We start from the raw sequence: 17,878 nt of genomic DNA, 5'->3' as shown, positions 1-17,878 counted from the left end.
GGGCGGATTTCCTCTGTGCCCCGCAAAGGCGGGGGGCGGGATCAGTCCGAACCGTTCTCGGCGCCGGCGGAGGCCTGGGTCTGGTGGCCTTCCAGAACGGCCAGATAGGCCAGCAGGCGTTCCAGCGTGGCCGTCGGCATGCCGACGGACGGTGCGTCGTGACGCTTGGCCGCTTTCAGAGCCGTGCGGAGCAAGGTTCGGTCAATATCGGTCAAACCGGTCATGGTGGGAGCGGACGTGGTGCAGAGACACCGTTCTACTACCACCAATCCGCAGCCCGATGCCATGACCAATCCTCAGTAGAACAGTCGCCTATACCTTTTGGATGGGTGCCGCTCCACCGGTTTCCATAAAGACTGTGGAAAGGCGACGCGGCGCTGGGTCCGAAGTCTTCGGACCGGCCGGGACCTTCGGCGAATCTTGGGACAGGCGTCCTGTCACATCGCGGTGACACGCCGGTAGCCCCTTTTGCCGCCGCCCGGGACAGGGTAGGAGTTGGCCGGCGCCGGTCCGGACGCCGTTCCCCAGCGCCGATCCACCAGCGCCGATTCCGCAGACGAGAGACTCCGGACCGCCATGTTCGCCTTCCCCCGCCTCATCCGCCGCATCCTGACCGCTCTGGTTCCGCCCGCTCTGGTCGTCGGCCTGCTGCTGTCCGGATCCCTGGCGCCCGCCGCCGCGCAGGCCCAGCCGGCCGCCCCGGCCCAGGCCGAGGCCGCGGACTTCAAGGCGCGGCTGGGGCAATGGCAGGACGCCCTGAACAAGGCGGCGAACCGCGTCGCCGTCGGCGACCTGGTGAACACGGAATACGAGGCCCTGCGCGCCGGTCTGACCACGGTGCAGCACGACGCGCGCGAGGCCGGTGCCGCGGCCGGGGCCCAGCGCGAGACCGCGCAGCGGATGCTCGACGCGCTGGGTCCGCCGCCGGCCCAGGGCGCCCCGGCGGAGGAGGCCGGCGTCGCCGCGGAACGCAAGCGCCTGACCCAGACCATCGCGGAGCTGGAGGGGCGCGGCAAGCAGGCGGACCTGATCGTCACCCGCGTCGACATCCTTCTGCGCACCGCCGCCGACCAGCGCATGACCCAGTTGACCGAACAGTTGGTCAAGCGCGGACCCGTGCCGCTGCTGCCCAGCGTCTGGGCCGCCCTGCCGGAGCAGGTCGCCTACATGCAGGAGCGCGTCGCCCGCGCCTTCACCATCGTGCTGGACGAGGGCGAATGGCGGGAGCGCTTCCTCGGGCTCGGCGTCCTGGCGGCCTTCCTGTTCTTCATCGCTTGGCCGGTGCGCCGGGCCCTGCTGCGCCGCTACGGCCACCGGGATATGCCCGGAGATGGGGGGGAGCGGCCCGGCTACCGCCAGCGCGTCGTGGCCATGGCGGTGGAGGCCATCGCTCGCTGCCTGATGCCGGTGGTCCCGACGGTGGCGCTGTCCGGCTCGCTCGTCGGGCTGCTGCGCGACGTCTACGACGCGGGGCCGCTGACCACCCTGATCCTCGGCGTGTCCGGCGGGCTGACCGCCTTCTTCCTGGTGACCGGCGTGGCGCGCGCGACGCTGGCGCCCGACCATCCCGCCTGGCAGCTGGCCGACCTCGACCCGGCCAGCGCCCGCCGGCTGGTGCGGCGGATCGCGCTCGCCGCCGTTGGGCTGGCGCTCGCCGGCACGGGCATCGGCCTGTCGGAAGGCCTGTTCACCCCGCCGGAGATGCGCGCGGTCGTCGGCTTCGGCACGATGGCGCTGATCGCCCTGTCGCTGCTGTCGCTGCTGCCCCACCGGCTGTGGATCGCCGCCGCGGAACCGGCCGCGGAGACCGACTGCGGCTGCCCGCCCGACGCCCCCGACGTCACGCTTCCGGCCCCGGAGTCCCCTGCGGAGCCGGCCAAGCCGCGTGTCGTCTGGCTGCGCCTGCGGCTGCTGATCGGCGCGGTGGCGCTGCTGTCGCTCGCCGCCTCCGCCGCCGGCTACCTGACGCTGGCGGTCTACGCGTCGAAGCTGATGCTGACGACGATCATCATCGGCGGCGTCCTGCTGGTGGCGCGCGGCGTCCTGCGCGAGCTGCTGTGCGTGGTGCTGGAGCGCGACAGCGGCCAGATGGCGGAGGTGCGCGACATGGTCGTCGTCACCGACCGCGGCCGGCGCCTGGTCGGCCACGCCGGCCGCGCGGCGATCGACCTCGGCCTGCTTGCCGTCGCGGCCTTCTTCGTGCTGCCGCTGACCGGCATGACCGTGACCGAGATGAAGGGCGTCGCCGACGGCTTCCTCGGCGGCGTCACGGTGGGCGGCGTGCGCATCGTGCCGGGCGACATCATGTCGGCCTTCCTGGTGCTGGGCGTGGTCATCGCGGTGACGCGCTTCGTGCAGCGCCAGCTGGACGAGCGGGTGCTGCGCCGCGTCGCCATCGACGAGGGGGTGCGCAACTCCATCCGCACCGGCGTCGGCTACCTCGGCACGACCATGGCGGTGCTGATGTCGGTCGGCTCGCTGGGGCTCGACCTGTCCAGCCTCGCCATGATCGCCAGCGCGCTGTCGGTCGGTATCGGTTTCGGCCTGCAGAACGTGGTCAGCAACTTCATCTCCGGCCTGATCATGTTGGTGGAGCGGCCGGTGAAGGTGGGCGACTGGGTGGTGGTGAACGGGCTGGAGGGCACGGTGCGCCGCATCAGCGTGCGCGCGACGGAGATCCAGACCTTCCAGCGCGCCTCCGTCATCATCCCGAACTCGGAGTTCATCTCCAAGGCGGTGGTGAACTGGACGCTGAAGGACAAGACCACCCGCATCGAGATCAAGGTGCGCGTCACCTACGACTCGGACGTCCGGCTGGTCGACGCGCTCCTGCTGAAGATCGCGCTGGGGCACAACCTGGTGCTGCGCAACCCGGAGCCGGTGGTGATGTTCCGCGACTTCGGGCCGAGCGGGCTGGAGTTCGAACTGCGCGCCTTCGTCGCCAACACCGACCACATCCTGCCGGTGCGCAACGAGTTGCGCATGCGCATCATCGAGCAGTTCCGCGACCAGGGCATCCAGATGCCCTTCGACCAGCGCGTCGTCCACATGCCCAAGGTCGAGGCGATGCTGGAGACCCTGCTGGCCGATCGGGTATCCGCCGGCCCGCTGCTGGAGGTGGTGTCCGACGCGGGCAACGTCGTCCCCCTCACCGAAAAGGAACCGAAGGCGGTCTCCTAAAGCGAATTTTCATTCGCTTTAGGTTCATATGGCCTCATTTGCCGGCTCTCAGCGGATGCCTATGGCATCCGCCTGCCGCCAGCGGGAACTTCGTTCCCGCGAGAGGCCGGGCTTCGGCCGCACGGGCGGCCGGGACCGCAGTCGCGGTCCAAAGCGGATCGCAATCCGCTTTAAGCGCCCGTGGGCGCGATCCTAACCATACGTTCACGCTTGGTCATTAACGCTTGTCCCGAAACCGCAACATCGGGAGGAGCGGGTGCGCGGGCTTGTCCGGTTCTTGTGGGGGTGGTTGGGGGTCGCGGCGCTGGTCCTGTTCGGGCTGCCGGGCGCGACCGCCGCGTCCGCGCACGCGCCTTCGCCGGCGGAACCGCAGGTCCTGCGTTTTGCCACCGGCGGGGTCGGCGGCACCTACCACCCCATCGGCGCCCTGATCGCCGAGGCGCTGACCGTGCTCAGCGGGTCGGCGCCGGGCGGGGGCGGCGGCCCGTCCCGCAGCCGGTTGCCGGACCTGCTGATCGTGTCGCAGACCTCCAACGGCTCCGTCGCGAACGTCGAGGCGATGCAGCGCGGCCAAGTGGAGATGGCGCTGGCCCAGTCCAACATCGCGGAATGGGCCTTCCGCGGCACCGGACGGTTCCAGGGCGCCGCCCCCGCCACCTCCCTGCGCGCCGTCGCCACGCTCTACCGGGAAAGCCTGCATCTGGTCGCCCGCCCCGCGGCGGGGATCCGGTCGGTCGCCGACCTGCGCGGCCAGCGCGTGTCGCTGGACGAGCCCGGCTCCGGCACGCTCGGCGACGTGCGCGAACTGCTGGCCGCCCACGGCCTGTCGGAGCGTGACCTCAAGCCGGAGTTCGTGAAGCCCGATTTCGCGCTGGCGCGCATGCGGAACGGGATGCTCGACGCCTTCTTCATCGTTGCCGGCGCCCCCATGGGCATCCTGCAGGAGGCCGCCAGCCGCCAGGCGGTCGCGCTCGTTCCCATCGACGGGCCGGAGGTGGACGGGCTGCTCGGGCGGCTGCCCTTCTACAGCCGGATGGTCATTCCCGCGGGCACCTACCCCGGCGTGCCGGACACGCCGACCATCGCCGTCGGCGCCCAGCTTCTGGTGCGCGCCGACCTTGACGACTCGCTGGTCTACCGGCTGACGCGCACCCTGTGGTCGGAGCGCACGCTCGGCATCCTGGCGAAGGGGCATCCCAAGGGCGCCCAGATCCGGCCCGAGCGCGCGCTCGACGGCGTTTCCATCCCGCTGCACCCGGGTGCGGAGCGCTTCTACCGCGAGCAGGGGCTGATCCGATGAAGGATGCCGCCGCGCCGCGCGAGCCGGTGCCCGGACTGGAGGAGGAGGCCGGGCACGGCCGCGCCGTCGCCTTCATGCTGGTCGCCGTGGTGATCTCGCTGTCGATCGGGGTCGTCGGCTACGTGCAGACGACGCTGCGCACCGTGCGGGCCGGCCTGCCGGTCGCGGTGATGGAGCAGGAGCGGGAGATCGCCGGCCTCAGCAACGCGATGGAGCGGCTCCTGCTCGACCTGCGGACGGCGCGCATGGGCGGACGGGCCGTGGAGGGCGGGATCAACCTCGACATCGCCCACATCCTGGACCATCTGGCCACGGCGGAATCCTGGCTGTCCCGCATGCGCAGCAGCCACGCCTTCGACGACATGGTCGGCGCGTCGGCGGTGCACGCCATCGTCAACCCGGTGCTGATCGACGTGCGCGGCTGGCTCGAATCGGGCATCCACGGCCTGCCGCCGACGTCGCCGCTGGTGCTGCGCCTGTGCGACCGGCGGGTCAACGACGCCATTCTCGACGTGATCCCGCTGCTGGACGCCGCGCAGGACCGGGCGGTGCGCGTGCTGAAGGGGCAGGGGGCGGCGCTGGACCGCTTCCAGGACGGCATGGTCGGCATCCTGGTGCTGGTGGCCGCCCTGGCGGTGCTGTCGATCCAGCTCGTCCTGCGCGCGCTGGCCGACCGGCGGCGCGTCGCCCGCGCGCTGGAGGACGCGCGCGACGCGGCCGAACGCGCCAGCGTCGCCAAGAGCCAGTTCCTCGCCGGCATGAGCCACGAGTTGCGCACGCCGCTGAACGCGATCATCGGCTTTTCGGCGATGATCCGCGACCAGGCGCACGGCCCGGTGGGCGACGCGAGCTACCTGGAATACGGGGCGGACATCCACGACAGCGGCGCGCACCTGCTGTCCATCGTCAACGACGTGCTCGACCTCGCCAAGGTGGAGGCCGGCCGCTACGTGCTGGAGCGCGAGGCGGTGGACCTCGGCGCGGTGGTGCGGGCCACCCTGCGAACCCTGGCGCCCCGCGCGCGGGAAGGCGGTGTGACGCTGGCCGAGGACATGCCCGCCGGGCCGACGCCGGTGAACGGCGACGAGCGCGCCCTGCGCCAGGTCCTGCTGAACCTCGTGTCGAACGCCGTGAAGTTCACCCTGCCGGGCGGCATCGTGCGCGTCGGCGCGCACCGCATCCGCGGCGGCTACGTGACGCTGGAGGTGGTGGACACCGGGATCGGCATTCCGGAAGACCGGATCGACGCCGTGCTGCGCCCCTTCGAGCAGATCGACAACGGGCTGCAGCGCCGCTACGAGGGCACCGGGCTCGGCCTGCCGCTGGCGCGGTCACTGGTGGAACTGCACGGCGGCGTCCTGCGCATCGCCAGCCGCGCCGGGGCCGGCACGACGGTCAGCGTGGATCTGCCGGTTTACGCCGCCGCAGCGCGGTGACCTTCTCTGCCGGGGGGGCCGCCGCTTCGGGCAGCGGTGACCATCCGGCGATGGCGCGGACGCAGCGCAGGGCTTCGGGGTTGTTGGAAAACACCGGGAACAGCCGTCGCAGCTCCACGACGGCGGCCCATTCGCCGCGTTCGTGGAAGGCGCGGCGGATCGCTTCGGCTTCGGATTCGCTGACCGTGAACATGCCGGCAGGATGCCGCAACGCCCGTCCGTCCGCAAGGCGCCGGACCCCCGGAATCTCTCCCGTCGGGACACGCTCTCGCAGGGCATGGACAGCCGTCTGACGGCACACCCCGCTCCTGTCAAGCGGAGTTGTTCACAGGCTGAAACATCCTTCGCTTGACTCCGGCATTGACACCCTTTTGTCACTTCGGGACCTAACCAATCCGCTGCGACCCCGCGAAAATGCTTGATTGTTGCCGATTTCCGGCGCGCCCAAAATTTAGGCAAAGCACGCGGATCCCTTGAGGGAGGGGGCTTCCCAATGGGTTACCCCTCGATTCGCCAACAGAGTTATCCACAGCTTTTGGGGATATCTGTTCGGGTGCGCCCACGGATCAGCCCGACCGCCCCGATCCCCAGCGCGGCGATCAGCACGCCGGCCCCCAGGAACAGCACGTTCAGGCCGGCCTGAGCCGCGACGGCGCCGTAGAGCACCGGCCCCATGCCCTGGCCGAGGAAGAAGGAGGAGGCGAACAGCGCCAGCGCGGACCCGCGCGCCGTGGCCGACAGCTCGGTCGCCTGGGTCTGCATCGTGTTGTGCAGCATGTAGAAGCCGAAGCCGGCGACCAGGAACAGCACCGACACCACCGGCCAGGGAACCGGCATGGCCATCGCCAAGTAGGCCGCGCCGCCCAGCAGGCCGCCGATCCGCATCATGCCCCACTGGCCGAGCCGGCCGAGCAGGCGGCGCACCACCACGCTGTAGAAGACCCCGCCGATGGCGAAGGCCGCGATGGTGACGCCGGCTTCAAACGCTCCGGTCGCGCCGTGCTTGGCCAGCATCGGCGCCACGAAGGGGAACACGCCGAAGATCAGCAGCCCTTCCGCCGCCACGGTGGCGAAGACCCAGACCGAGGTCGGGTTGGCGAGCACCGAGGCGTAGCGCCGCCGCGCGTCGGCCAGCGACAGGGGGTGCCGGGCCTCCCGCTCGCGGTGCAGGCCGATCATGGCGATCAGCGCGATGATGCCGGTCGTTCCCGCGGCCAGCCCGAACACCGCGCGCCAGCCCGCCACCTCCGCCAGCGCGCCGGCCACGGCGGAGCCGGACATCTGCCCCAGGATGACCGCCAGCAGGAACCGGCTGATGGCGAACTGCCGCTCCGTGTAGTCCACCCGGTCGCCGATCAGCGCCATGGAGGCGGGAATGATGCCGCCGGCGAAGGCGCCGGCCAGCACGCGCGCCGCCATCACCCCGTAATAGCCGGACCCGATGGACGACAGGGCGACCCCGATGGTCAGGATCACCAGCGACAGCCGGATCAGCCGCGTCTTGCCGATGGCGTCGCCCACCGGCCCGAGGATCAGCTGCATCGCCGCGTAAGGCAGCGTGTAGGCGGAGGAGAGCAGGGCGGCCTCCGCCACGCCGACGCCCAGGTCCGCCGCGATGACGGTCAGCATCGGGTCGGTCGCTCGCAGCGAAAAGGCGCTCGCGAAACCGGCGAGGCCGAGGATCAGGATGAGAAGGCGCATGGGAAGGGGAGGGCCGCCGCCGAAGTTTGGTCGTGGGTGAATTGGTCAGAGTCCCAACCGTAGTGCAGGACGCGCCCCAGCCGGCACGGCAACATTGCCATGGCACCCATGCAATCGGGGACCGCCGCCTGAAGCGGAGGCGGCGCGATGAGATCCAAAGTCCGCTCCGCGACGTAATGGGCAGCAAAACGCTGGAGACGTGCATGCCACCGCTCGTTCGCACCGCCGCCCTGTCTGCTGCCCTCCTTCTATCCGCTGCTTCCTTCGAGGTGGGGGCGGCGTCGCCCCGGCAGACCGTCGACTGGTCGTCGCTGCCGCTGCCGGCCATCGACGGCGGCACGCTGCCGGCCGCGCTCTTCCAGGGCCGGGCGGTGCTGGTGGTGAACACCGCGTCGCAATGCGGCTACACCGGGCAGTACGCCGGCCTCCAGAAGCTGTGGGCCGCCTACCGCGACCGCGGGCTGGTCGTGCTCGGCGTGCCGTCCAACGACTTCGGAGGGCAGGAGCCGGGCAGCAACGCCCAGGTCGCCTCCTTCTGCGAACTGAACTATGGCGTCGACTTCCCGCTGCTGGAAAAGCAGGCCGTCGTCGGCCCGGACGCGCACCCCTTCTACCGCTGGGCCGCCGGGGAGACCGGCCCCACCGGCGTGCCGCGCTGGAACTTCCACAAGATCCTGATCGGGCGCGACGGCCGTCTGGCCGCGACCTTCCCCAGCGCCGTCACGCCCGACGCGCCCGCCCTGGCGTCGGCCATCGACCAGGCGCTGGCCCAGCCCGTCTCCAGTCCCCCCGTCGCGGGGCAATGAGGATGGTCGCCGTGGACGCCCAGCCGAACGCCGAGCCGGACTCCGGGAGCAAACAGGCGGCGACCGTCCGCCTGCTGTCATACGGCGGGCTGATCCCCTTCGTTGGCGGGGGCGCCCTCGCCTGGGCAACCGACGGCGCTTGGCGGGCCTTCGCGCTCCAGGCGGTGATCGTCTACGCCGTGGCGATCCTGTCCTTCATCGGCGCCATCCACTGGGGCCGCGTGCTGGCGGGACGGGAGGAGGAGCGGAGCGGGTCGGCCTGGCTCGTCTGGGGCGTGGCGCCCTCGCTCCTGGGCTGGTTCGCCGTTCTGCTTCCGCAGGCGCTGACCCTGATGGTGCTGGTCCTGTCCTTCGGGCTGGCCTGGGCGGCCGACCGCCTCGCGGTGGCGGAGGGCCGCTACCCAGGCTGGTTCGGCCGCCTGCGGACCGTGCTGACCACCGTCGTCTGCCTGACGCTGGCCGCCCTTATACCGCTGGTTCGGTGACCGGCTGCCGCCGCGGCACCAGCGCCGCGGCCTTCAGCAACACCTCCGGCCCGGCGCCGGGAAGGTGGGCGTTCTCGCTGATGTGCCGCCGCCAGGCGCGGGCCCCCGGCAGCCCCTGGAACAGGCCCAGCATGTGCCGCGTGATGGCGGACAGCGGCGTGCCCTTCGACAGCCGATCCTCCACATAGGGGATCATCGCCTCGACCACCGCGTGGCGGTCCGGTCCGGCCTCTCCGCCGAACAGGCGGCGGTCGGCGTCGGCCAGGATGTAGGGCGTCTCGTAGGCCGCGCGGCCGATCATCACGCTGTCCAGCGTCGCCAGATGCCCCTCCGCCTCGTCCAGCGTGCGGATGCCGCCGTTGATGGCGATGGTGAGGCCCGAGTTCTCCTGCTTCAGCCGGTGCACCAGCTCGTAGCGCAGCGGCGGGATGTCCCGGTTCTCCTTGGGGCTGAGCCCCTTCAGCCAAGCCTTGCGCGCGTGCACGATGAAGTGCGTGCAGCCGGCCGCCGCGACCGTGCGCACGAAGCGGTCGAGCGTCGGCCACTCCTCCATCTCGTCGATGGCGATGCGGTGCTTGACAGTCACCGGGATCGACACGGCCTCGCGCATGGCGCCGACCAGCCGCGCAACGAGGTCCGGCTCCGCCATCAGGCAGGCGCCGAAGCGGCCGGACTGCACGCGGTCGCTGGGGCAGCCGACGTTGAGGTTCACCTCGTCGTAGCCCCACTCCTCGGCGATGCGGGCACAGGCCGCCAGCTCCGCCGGGTCCGACCCGCCGAGCTGCAACGCCACCGGATGCTCCGCCGCGTCATAGCCCAGCAGCCGCTCCCGGTCGCCGTGCAGCACGGCGCCGGTGGTCACCATCTCGGTGTAGAGCAGCGTGTTTTTCGACAGCAGCCGATGGAAGGTCCGGCAATGCCGGTCCGTCCAGTCCATCATGGGTGCGACGCTGAGGGCGATGGGTTTCATGACGCGCGGAACATGGTGGCGAGGAAGCAGCCGCATCAATTGGCGGATTGCGGACGCGATGGCAAGGGCTATCCCCTCTCCCCTCCGGGGAGAGGGTTAGGGTGAGGGGGTTGCGCTGTTGCCGGACGGACCAGCGTCGCGGGACCCCCTCACCGGCCCTTCGGGCCACCCTCTCCCCAGAGGGGAGAGGGCTATTGTCTGCGCCCTCGCGTGGGCTTCCCATCCCGCGCCGCCCGGGTGTCGGCCAGGACGGCCTTCACCTTCGCCAAGTGCCGCCGCGCGCCGGTGCCGATCTTCAGCGCCACGCCGGTGGACAGCACGTCGATGATCGCCAGATGCACCAGCCGCGAGGCCATCGGCGTGTAGATCTCCGCGTCCTCGACCGGCGTGTGGCCGATGGTGACGGTGGAGACGGCGGCGAGCGGGGATCCCGGCGCGGTGATGGCGATCACTGGCACGCCCTGCTCCCGCGCGGTCTGCGCCAGCTCCGTCACCACGAAGGTCCGGCCGGTGTTGGAGATCGCCAGCAGAACCCCCTTCTCGCCCAGGTTCACCGACAGCATCCGCACCATCATCGGGTCGGCGCTGGCCTGGGCGGCCATGCCGAAGCGCAGGAACTTGTGCGCGGCGTCCTCCGCCACCACGGCCGAGGCGCCGGTGCCGATGCACAGGATGCTGGAGGCCCCGGCCAGCAGGTCCACCGCGCGGGCCACCGCCTCCATGTCGAGCGCGCCGGCCGCGTCGTTCAGCGCCGCGGCGGCCGAAGCGAAGACCTTCTGCGCCACCATCAGCACGTCGTCGTCGGGCGCCACGTCCTGGCTGACGAAGGGCGTGCCGCGCGCCTGCCCCTCGGCCAGCCGCAGCTTGAAATCGGGAAAGCCGCCGCAGCCGATGCTGCGGCAGAAGCGGACGACCGTCGCCTCGCTCACCCCCGCGGCCTGGGCCAGCACGGTGATGCTCTGCCCCAGCACCTTGTGCGGGTCGGCCAGCACCATGTCGGCGACCTGCGCCTCAGACTTCTTCAGCTCCGGCAGGCGGCCGCGGATGTGGTCGAGGATGTTCAGCGGCTGGAGCATGGGGAACCGTCTGTCCCTTCTTGTATCGGGCCTCTCTCACCGAAGTGGGCGCCGAATCGGGCGCCGGAGGCGGGGGATGGGGCGCAGTGTCCGGTCAATTCCCGGCCTTCGCAAGCCCCTTGCGGACACCCTGTCCCTGGGGTGGCCATGGCCCGGACCCTACGCGCAGGGCCTTCATTTTGTGAAGATAATTTTCGTCAGAGCGCCGATCGCAGCGCAGCGATATGGCCTTATGAAGAAAATCTTCTTCACACGATTGAGACGCTCATCTATTTTCCGCGCCCAACGAACAAGGTCCCGGCAAGAGACCGACGGGAGGAAGCCAACGGTGTTCCGGCTGGGGATCCGGCCGCGCCGGCCTTCTCCCGTTCTCCGCCGCTTGCCGATCAAACGTGAGTCCCGCGCGTGCCCGGTCGCGCGGGGCCAAGGAGTGTGCATGAATCGCGTGGTTGCAGCGCTGGAGCGCGTCACCGAATGGATCATGGCGCTGATGCTCGCCGTGATGGTGGCGCTGGTCTTCGGCAACGTGGTGCTTCGCTACATCTTCAACAGCGGCATCGTCGCCGCCGAGGAGATCGCCCGCCTGATGTTCGTCTGGCTGGTGTTCCTGGGCGCCACGCTGGCGCTGCGCCGCAACCAGCACCTGGGGCTGGATTTCCTGCAGGCCCGCCTGCCGGCCTCCGTGCGCCGCGCCTGCGCGGTGGTCAGCCACCTGCTGATGCTCTACGCGCTGTACCTGTTCGTGACGGGCAGCTGGACGCAGCTGCTGATCGGCACGCAGACCTATTCCACGGTGCTGCGCTTCCCGATGGCCTTCTACGCCGCCGCCGGCTTCTTCCCGGCCATCGCCATGGCGCTGACCATCCTGGCGAACCTTTGGAAGATCCTGTCCGGTGACCGCGACGCGGTGGTTCCCGGCAGCGCGCCGCAAGGCGTGCTCGTCGAACACTGATGCCCGGGCACTGATGCCTTTCTGATTCGGGACCCCGTTCCATGGCTCTCACGGTCTTCCTGTCCTCGCTGTTCGGGCTGATGCTGCTCGGCATGCCCATCGCCTTCGCGCTGATGCTGACCGGCGTCGCGCTGATGGTGCACCTGGACTTCTTCGACGCGCAGCTCGTCGCCCAGAACATGCTGAGCGGCGCCGACAACTACCCGCTGATGGCGGTGCCCTTCTTCATCCTGGCCGGCGAGCTGATGAACGCCGGCGGTATCTCGCAGCGGATCATCAACCTGGCGGTCAGCTTGGTCGGCCACATCCGCGGCGGCCTGGGCTTCGTGACCATCGGCGCCTCGGTGATGCTGGCCAGCCTGTCGGGCTCGGCCATCGCCGACACGGCGGCGCTGGCGACCCTGCTGATCCCGATGATGCGCGACCACGGCTATCCGGTGCCGCGCTCCGCCGGCCTGATCGCGTCGGGCGGCATCATCGCCCCGATCATCCCGCCCAGCATGCCCTTCATCATCTTCGGCGTGACGACCAACACCTCGATCAGCAGCCTGTTCATGGCCGGCATCGTGCCCGGCCTGATGATGGGCGCCGGCCTCGTGCTGGCTTGGCTGTGGGTGGTCCGCGGCATGGAGGTGAAGCTCCAGCCCAAGGCCAGCTGGGCCGAGCGCCGGGGGGCGCTGGTCGAGGGGCTGTGGGCGCTGCTTCTGCCGGTCATCATCATCGGCGGCCTGCGCGGCGGCATCTTCACCCCGACCGAGGCCGCGGTGGTCGCCGCCGTCTACTCGCTGTTCGTGGCGCTGTTCATCTACCGCCAGGTCGCGGTGAAGGACCTGATGCCGCTGTTCGTCCAGGCCGCGCGCACCACCAGCACGGTCATGTTCCTCTGCGCCGCGGCGCTGGTGTCCTCCTACATGGTGACGCTGGCCGACCTGCCGCAGCAGATGAACGAAATGCTGGCCCCGCTGCTCGGCCACCCGAAGATCCTCATGGCCGCCATCGCGCTGCTGCTTCTGGCCGTCGGCACGGTGATGGACCTGACGCCGACCATCCTGGTGCTGGGCCCGGTGCTGACCCCGCTCGCCGTGTCTGCCGGCATCGACCCGACCTACTTCGGCGTGATGTTCGTCCTGATCGGCACGCTCGGCCTGATCCACCCGCCGGTCTGCACGGTGCTGAACGTGGTGTGCGGCGTCGCCCGCATCTCGCTGGAAAGCGCCACCCGCGGCATCTGGCCGTTCCTGCTGACCTACCTCGTCCTGACCGCCCTGCTGATCGCCGTTCCGGAGATCATCACGGGCCCCCTCCACATGTTCCGCTAAACAAATCAATTCCATCCAGGGAAGAGATCGACCCATGAAGTTCCTGCGTTCCCTCCTCGTCGCGACCGGCCTCGCCGCCGCCGCCCTGGCCCCTGTCGCCGCCAACGCCCAGGACATCAAGCCGCGCCTGATCCGCTTCGGCTATGGCCTGTCGGAGAGCAGCAACCAGGGCCGCGCCGTGAAGTTCTTCGTTGACGAGATGGCGAAGCGCTCCGGCGGCAAGCTGAAGGTGAAGGGCTTCGCCGACGCCAGCCTGGGCAGCGACATCCAGATGCAGAACGCCCTGATCGGCGGCGCGCAGGAGATGATGGTCGGCTCGACCGCCACGCTGGTCGGCATCGTCAAGGACTTCGCCGTGTTCGACTTGCCGTTCCTGTTCAACAACGAGCAGGAGGCCGACGCCGTGTTCGACGGCCCGTTCGGCCAGAAGCTGGCGGCCAAGCTGGACGAGAAGGGCCTCGTCGGCCTCGTCTACTGGGAGAACGGCTTCCGCAACCTGACCAACAGCAAGCGCCCGGTCACCAAGGTCGAGGACCTGAAGGGCATCAAGCTGCGCGTCATGCAGAACCCGGTCTACATCGACATGTTCAACGGCTTCGGCGCCAACGCCGTGCCGCTGTCCTTCTCGGAGCTGTTCACCGCCATGGAGACCGGCACCGTCGACGGCCAGGAGAACCCGGTCACGACCATCCAGTCCTCGAAGTTCTACGAGGTCCAGAAGTACCTGACCATTTCCAAGCACGTCTACAGCCCCTGGATCGTTCTGGCCTCCAAGCGCTGGTTCGACGGCCTGTCGGCCGATGAGCGCAAGATCATCAACGAAGCCGCCGTCGCCTCGCGCGACTTCGAGCGCAAGGACAGCCGCGACGCCTCCAAGCAGTCCATCGCCTACCTGAAGGACAAGGGCATGCAGATCAACGAGCTGAGCGACGCCGAGCTCGGCCGCATGCGCGAGATGGTCAAGCCCGCCATGGACAAGTTCGCGGCGGAAGGCGGTGCCGAGCAGCTGAAGGATCTCCAGGCCGAGATCGCCAAGGTCCGGAAGTAAGCGCTTGTTTGGGAGGGTGGTCGTGTTGGGCCCCCCCTCCCAACCTCCCCCCATCTTCGACGGGGGGAGGAGCCAATCCCCTCCCCCGCGAAGTGGGGGAGGGTTAGGGTGGGGGCCCAACGCGACCACTCCCCACCCCACAAACATCACCTCACCCGTTCCCCCGTGAACGGGTTCCACCCCACCGCGGCCAGCGCCGCCCAGGCGGTCGCCCCCAGGTGCGGGCGCCGATAATACCGGAAATCGTCCGTCGTGCTGTCCGGCCCGATCGCAAGGCCGGTCGTAATGCTGTCCGGCCGCGTCGCCCAGACATAGCCGCCGGGGCTGATCTCCTTGCCCACCTCGGCCAGCAGGCGGTCGGCATCCTCGAGCCGGCCCACCGCGCGGTAGGTCAGTGCGGCCTGCGCCGTGCCCTCCACCCACATGCCGTCGCGGTCGTCGTTGAAGTCGAAACCGCCGTCCACCCCGTGCGCCTTTTCGGCATAGCCCAGCGCCGCGCGCCACTCCTCCGGCGCGCCCGCCAGCAGCAGCGGCCAGAGCTGCGCGTCGAGGCCGGAGGTCGCGCGGTTGACCGTCATGCCGTCCGGCGTCGTCCCCGTCGGGAAATGCCCATCCCCCGCCGCCCACATCGCGTCCAGAAAGCCGCGCGCCGCCTTGGCGGGGCCGGCCCAGTCACCAGCGGTCTTCGTGCGCTCCAGCCAGACGAACAGCGCGACGAGGTCGGTGTTGTGCTCCGTCGCCTTCCAGGTCAGCGGCTGCGGCTTGTCGTCGTAGCCCTGGACGCCGCCGGTGTAGCCGCCGGGGCCGCGCGGGTCGCCGGCGGTCTTGACGATCCAGCGCGCCAGTTCGGCGGCACCGTTGCGGAACCGCTCCTCCCCCGTCGCCTCGCCCAGCGTCATCAGGGCGAGCCCCGCCCAGGCGACGTTTCCGGTCGCGCTGCCAACCTGATAGGGATCCTCGAACCAGCGGTTGGCGGTCACGTCCCACCAGCCCATGGGCGGGATCGGCTTCTGGTTCTGCGGCCCGGCGCGGTAGGCGTTGCGCAGCCGGCCCTTCAGCCGGGCGCGGTCCAGCGTGGCGGCGGACAACAGCGATTCGCCGATGCGCAGCGCCTGGGGCTGCTTGCCGCAGGCGACCAGCGCGATCACCGCCAGCGCGTTGTCGTAGGTGAAGGCGGCGTTGCCCAGCGCCAGCTCGCTGGTCTGGCCGATGCCGAACTGGCTGTCGTAACTGCGCAGGAACACCGGGCCGGTGCCGGGGATTTCGTCCACGCGCGACACCAGCGCGCCGCAGGTCTTCGCGGCCAGCGCGGACGGTGTATCCGCCGCCAGGGCGTTCCCGGACACGCCGATTCCGGCGGCCAGCATCCACGCGGCAAGGCTGCGTTTCCCCACCATACAAGGGCCTCCCTCACGTCCTGTCGAAGCAGCCTCTTACGCGAAAAGGGGGCAGGGCGTCCAAGCAAACCGCCCCATACCCCCTTCCGTCATAAGGATGCTTGACAGGCCGCCGGTCAGTCCCAGACGGGCGCCAGACCGTCCGGGCTGACAATGCGCCCATCGGGCCGGGCGAGGCCGTGGATGGCCGCCATCTCCTCCGCCGTCAGCTCAAAGTCGAAGATGGCGAGGTTCTCCGCCGCGCGCTGCTCGCCCACGGTCTTGGACAGGGCGATGACGCCCTCCTGCTGCACGAGCCAGCGCAGAACGACCTGGGCGACACTCTTTCCATGACGTGCGCCGATGTCCTTCAGGACCGGGTCGGCGAACACCTTGCCGTCGGCCATGGCGTAGTAGGCGGTGACCGACTGCCCAGCCTTGCGCGCCGCCTCCAGCATCACGGACTGGTCGATGTAGGGGTGGATCTCGATCTGGTTCGTCACGATCGGCGCGTCGCTGAGGCGCACGGACTCGGTCAGCAGGGCGCGGTTGAAGTTGCTGACGCCGATGTGGCGGACCTTGCCGGCCTTTTGCACCTCGTTCAGCGCGCCGATCTGCTCGGCCAGCGGCACGGCCTCGTTCGGCCAATGCAGCAGGAGCAGGTCCACGTAATCGGTGCGCAGCTTGCCCAGGCTCTCGTCGACGGAGCGCAGGAAGTCGGCGCGCTTGTAGTTGCTGACCCACACCTTGGTGGTCAGGAAGACGTCGCCGCGCTTGACGCCGGAGTTGGCGATGCCCTCGCCGACCTCGGCCTCGTTGCCGTAGATCTGCGCGGTGTCGATGTGGCGGTAGCCGAGCTTCAGAACCTGTGGGACCATCCGCAGCACGTCCGGACCGCTCATGCGGAAGGTGCCGAAGCCGAGGGCCGGGATGGAAGCGCCGTTGGCGGTGACGTTGTGCATCGCTTTTCCTTTTCCTTGAAACAAATCACGCGGCCTGGGCAATGGTGCCGTCGCGGCGGTCGAGCGCGCCGCTCAGCAGCGTCAGGGCAAGCCCGCCCAGCACGAACAGTCCGCCGACCCACGGTGTCGCGGCCAGCCCCAGGGCCGAATCCACCACCTGCCCGCCGAAGAAGGCGCCGGCGGCGATGCCCAGGTTGAAGGCGGCGATGTTCAGGGCCGACGCCACGTCCACCGCCCCCGGCGCGTGGCGCTGCGCCAGCTGCACGACGTAGAGCTGGAGGCCCGGGACGTTGGCGAAGGCCAGGGCGCCCATGCCGGCCAGCGTCACCAGCGCCGGCACCGGGCTGGCGGCGGTGAAGGTGAAGACGATCAGCACGGCGGCCTGAAGGGCGAACAGCCAGGCGAGCGCGCGGACCGGGCGCCGGTTGGCGACCTTGCCGCCCACCACGTTGCCGACTGCGATGGCAGCGCCATAGAGGACCAGCACCAAGCTGACCGTGCTGTTGGAAAAGCCGGTGATCGTCTCCAGGATCGGCGCCAGGAAGGTGAAGGCGACGAAGGTGCCGCCGTAGCCCAGCGCGGTGATGGCGAAGGCCAGCAGAAGCCGCGGCTTGCCCAGCACGCGGACCTGGGCGCCGAGGCCGGCGGCCGGCGGCTGGCTCAGCTTCGCCGGGACCAGCGCGGCCACGCCCAGCGCGCCGATCACGCCCAGCGCCGAGACGGCCAGGAAGGTGGCGCGCCAGCCGAAATGCTGGCCGATCCAGGTGCCCATGGGCACGCCGGTGACGATGGCGATGGTCAGGCCGGAGAACATCATGGCGATGGCCGACGCGCGCTTGTCCTCCGGCACGAGGTCGGCGGCGATGGTCGAGCCGACGGAGAAGAACACGCCATGGGCGAAGGCGCTGAGCACCCGCGCGACCAGAAGCATCTCGTAATTCGGGGCGAAGCCGGCCAAAAGGTTGCCGGCCACGAAGATGCCCATCAGGCCGAGCAGCAGCGCCTTGCGCCGCACCCCGCCCGTCAACGCCGTCAGAACCGGCGCGCCGAAGGTGACGCCCAGCGCGTAGACGCTGACCACCATGCCGGCCAGCGGCAGGCTGACGTTCAGGTCGGTGGCGACGGTCGGCAGCAGGCCGACCACCACGAACTCCGTGGTTCCGATCGCGTAGGCGCTGATGGCCAGCGCCAGCAGTGCGAGTGGCATGACAAGGACTCCCATCCATGCGGACTGTGCAGGCCGCATCAGATGAGGCAAAAGGCCGGG

Annotated in this window: 16 protein-coding genes; 8 read left to right on the top strand and 8 right to left on the bottom strand. The window is 70.0% G+C overall.

Translation table 11 applies throughout. The annotated features are described in order from the left end of the window. Positions 1-41 precede the first annotated feature (41 nt). Positions 42-194, bottom strand: a complete 153-nt coding sequence (locus tag J2851_RS21555; RefSeq protein ID WP_246500823.1) for a hypothetical protein — start codon at positions 192-194, stop codon at positions 42-44. Between the two features lie 382 nt (positions 195-576). On the opposite strand from J2851_RS21555, the gene J2851_RS21550 reads away from it, so the two are divergent. The 3 genes from J2851_RS21550 to J2851_RS21540 all read left to right on the top strand — a co-directional run bounded on the left by J2851_RS21550 (position 577) and on the right by J2851_RS21540 (position 5,916). Next, complete coding sequence (locus tag J2851_RS21550) at positions 577-3,180, top strand: DUF3772 domain-containing protein (RefSeq protein ID WP_246500822.1); 2,604 nt, start codon at positions 577-579, stop codon at positions 3,178-3,180. Positions 3,181-3,436: 256 nt separating this feature from the next. After that, positions 3,437-4,480 (top strand): TAXI family TRAP transporter solute-binding subunit, encoded by a 1,044-nt coding sequence (locus J2851_RS21545; protein WP_209768773.1) that lies wholly within the window; start codon positions 3,437-3,439, stop codon positions 4,478-4,480. Beyond that, on the top strand, positions 4,477-5,916 hold the full coding sequence (locus tag J2851_RS21540; protein WP_209768772.1) for a sensor histidine kinase: 1,440 nt from the start codon (positions 4,477-4,479) through the stop codon (positions 5,914-5,916). The genes J2851_RS21545 and J2851_RS21540 overlap by 4 nt, the downstream gene beginning before the upstream one ends. Here the strand turns inward: J2851_RS21540 and J2851_RS21535 are convergent. Then, positions 5,876-6,109 (bottom strand): hypothetical protein, encoded by a 234-nt coding sequence (locus J2851_RS21535; protein WP_209768771.1) that lies wholly within the window; start codon positions 6,107-6,109, stop codon positions 5,876-5,878. The two genes, J2851_RS21540 and J2851_RS21535, sit on opposite strands and share 41 nt — an antisense overlap. A gap of 329 nt (positions 6,110-6,438) precedes the next feature. Then, positions 6,439-7,617, bottom strand: coding sequence for an MFS transporter (locus J2851_RS21530; RefSeq protein WP_209768770.1), 1,179 nt, complete (start codon positions 7,615-7,617; stop codon positions 6,439-6,441). Between the two features lie 203 nt (positions 7,618-7,820). Here J2851_RS21530 and J2851_RS21525 point away from each other — a divergent pair, with 203 nt between their 5' ends. Both J2851_RS21525 and J2851_RS21520 read left to right on the top strand, forming a co-directional pair. Further along, positions 7,821-8,423, top strand: coding sequence for a glutathione peroxidase (locus J2851_RS21525; protein WP_209768769.1), 603 nt, complete (start codon positions 7,821-7,823; stop codon positions 8,421-8,423). Positions 8,424-8,434: 11 nt separating this feature from the next. Next, a complete protein-coding gene (locus J2851_RS21520; protein ID WP_307418812.1) occupies positions 8,435-8,908 on the top strand; it encodes a DUF3429 domain-containing protein in 474 nt (157 codons plus the stop codon). Here J2851_RS21520 and dusA read toward each other — a convergent pair. Then, a complete protein-coding gene (dusA, locus tag J2851_RS21515) occupies positions 8,889-9,878 on the bottom strand; it encodes a tRNA dihydrouridine(20/20a) synthase DusA (protein ID WP_209768767.1) in 990 nt (329 codons plus the stop codon). The two genes, J2851_RS21520 and dusA, sit on opposite strands and share 20 nt — an antisense overlap. A 191-nt stretch (positions 9,879-10,069) precedes the next feature. Further along, on the bottom strand, positions 10,070-10,954 hold the full coding sequence (hexR, locus tag J2851_RS21510) for a transcriptional regulator HexR (protein ID WP_209768765.1): 885 nt from the start codon (positions 10,952-10,954) through the stop codon (positions 10,070-10,072). A gap of 436 nt (positions 10,955-11,390) precedes the next feature. Between hexR and J2851_RS21505 the strand changes: the two genes are divergently transcribed. The 3 genes from J2851_RS21505 to J2851_RS21495 are packed head-to-tail and all read left to right on the top strand — an operon-like array spanning position 11,391 to position 14,273. Further along, entirely contained in the window at positions 11,391-11,906 is a 516-nt protein-coding gene (locus J2851_RS21505) for a TRAP transporter small permease (RefSeq protein ID WP_209768763.1), read from the top strand. Between the two features lie 41 nt (positions 11,907-11,947). Further along, positions 11,948-13,225 (top strand): TRAP transporter large permease, encoded by a 1,278-nt coding sequence (locus J2851_RS21500; RefSeq protein ID WP_209768761.1) that lies wholly within the window; start codon positions 11,948-11,950, stop codon positions 13,223-13,225. A gap of 34 nt (positions 13,226-13,259) precedes the next feature. Then, positions 13,260-14,273 (top strand): TRAP transporter substrate-binding protein, encoded by a 1,014-nt coding sequence (locus J2851_RS21495; RefSeq protein ID WP_209768760.1) that lies wholly within the window; start codon positions 13,260-13,262, stop codon positions 14,271-14,273. A gap of 146 nt (positions 14,274-14,419) precedes the next feature. On the opposite strand, the gene J2851_RS21490 is transcribed toward J2851_RS21495, so the two are convergent. From J2851_RS21490 to J2851_RS21480, 3 genes are all read right to left on the bottom strand, one after another. Further along, the gene (locus J2851_RS21490) at positions 14,420-15,670 is read right to left on the bottom strand and encodes a hypothetical protein (RefSeq protein WP_209768759.1); all 1,251 of its coding nucleotides are present in this window, start codon (positions 15,668-15,670) and stop codon (positions 14,420-14,422) included. A 116-nt stretch (positions 15,671-15,786) separates the two neighbouring features. Continuing rightward, positions 15,787-16,611, bottom strand: coding sequence for an aldo/keto reductase (locus tag J2851_RS21485; RefSeq protein ID WP_209768758.1), 825 nt, complete (start codon positions 16,609-16,611; stop codon positions 15,787-15,789). Positions 16,612-16,636: 25 nt separating this feature from the next. Beyond that, entirely contained in the window at positions 16,637-17,818 is a 1,182-nt protein-coding gene (locus tag J2851_RS21480; RefSeq protein ID WP_209768757.1) for an MFS transporter, read from the bottom strand. Positions 17,819-17,878 lie beyond the last annotated feature (60 nt).

Origin of the sequence: Azospirillum rugosum (genome assembly GCF_017876155.1) — a bacterium.
Lineage (GTDB): Bacteria > Pseudomonadota > Alphaproteobacteria > Azospirillales > Azospirillaceae > Azospirillum > Azospirillum rugosum.
Note: the sequence above shows the minus strand (reverse complement) of the source record. Positions and strands in the feature narration are given on the sequence as shown.